The 1,189-nt window shown below is 66.9% G+C and carries 1 protein-coding gene; it reads left to right on the forward strand.

Annotated elements, in window-relative coordinates:
- The first annotated feature begins 54 nt into the window (after positions 1 to 54).
- Positions 55 to 1,182, forward strand: coding sequence for an IS30 family transposase (locus ACWER9_RS31840; protein ID WP_452305322.1), 1,128 nt, complete (start codon positions 55 to 57; stop codon positions 1,180 to 1,182).
- The last annotated feature ends 7 nt before the right edge of the window (positions 1,183 to 1,189 follow it).

Here is a 1,189-nt window from a genome sequence, read left to right on the forward strand (position 1 = left end):
CTTGGGCTCAAGTGGTTGTTGCAACGGGGTGGATTCTCGTGAGGATGAGGGGTCATGCCGGGGCAGAGGTTGTCGTCCGCGGAGCGGGCGCAGATTGAGGTGTTGTTCGGTCAGGGGTTGAGCTGCCCGCAGATCGCGCTGGCGGTGGGGCGGGATCGGTCGACGGTGTGGCGGGAGTTGTCGCGTAATCACTGCGGGACGGGGGGTCGGGTGCCGTCGGGTCAGCGGCATCCGCATGGTGTGGCTCCGGGGTATGTGGCGGGGGTGGGTTATCCGAAGGGGTGGGGTGGTGTGTATCGGTGGAAGTACTGTCACCGCAACGCTCAGACCAAGGCGGATGCGCGGGCGCGGCGTCCTCGTGAGGGCAAGTTGCGTCCGGGTTGGGGGCGGGCGTGGCCGCCGTTGTGGCAGACGGTCAAGGATCGTTTGAGTCAGCGGCACTCGCCGTGGCAGATCGCCCGGTCGCTGCGGCGTGAGTTCCCCGACAGGCCGGAGATGTGGGTGTCACACGAGACGATCTACCAGGCGATCTACTTCCAGGCCCGGGGTGCGATGCGTCAGGAGTTGACCCGGCAGGTCGCGTTGCGTTCTGGTCGGGCGTTACGGCGGCCGCAGTCGCGTCAGGCCAGCGCGGGGCGGGGACGCCGGCCGTGGGTGCGTGACTTTCACATCTCGACTCGCCCGGCCGAGGTCGAAGACCGGGCCGTGCCGGGGCACTGGGAAGGTGACCTGGTCATCGGCGCCCGAGGCTCCAGCGCGATCATCACCCTGGTCGAGCGGACCACCCGGTACGTGATGCTCGGTGCCCTGCCCGAATCGCGGGTCAGTGAACAGGTCATCGACACCCTCACCGGCCTCATGCGCCGCCTGCCAGCCGAACTGCGCAAGACCCTGACCTGGGACCAGGGCATCGAAATGATCCAGCACCCCGTCTTCACTCTGGCCACTGACTGCAAGGTCTACTTCTGCGACCCCCACAGCCCCTGGCAGCGCGGCAGCAACGAGAACACCAACGGTCTCCTGCGGCAGTACTTCCCCCGCTCCAGCACCGACTTCCGCACCTGGACCCAAGACGACCTCGACGCCGTCGCCCGCGAACTCAACGGACGACCACGCCAAACCCTCGACTGGCAGAATCCAGCCGAGGTACTCCACAAACACCTCGTTGCAACAGCCGCTTGAAACCGCC

The sequence above is a fragment of the Micromonospora sp. NPDC003944 genome (genome assembly GCF_053605225.1).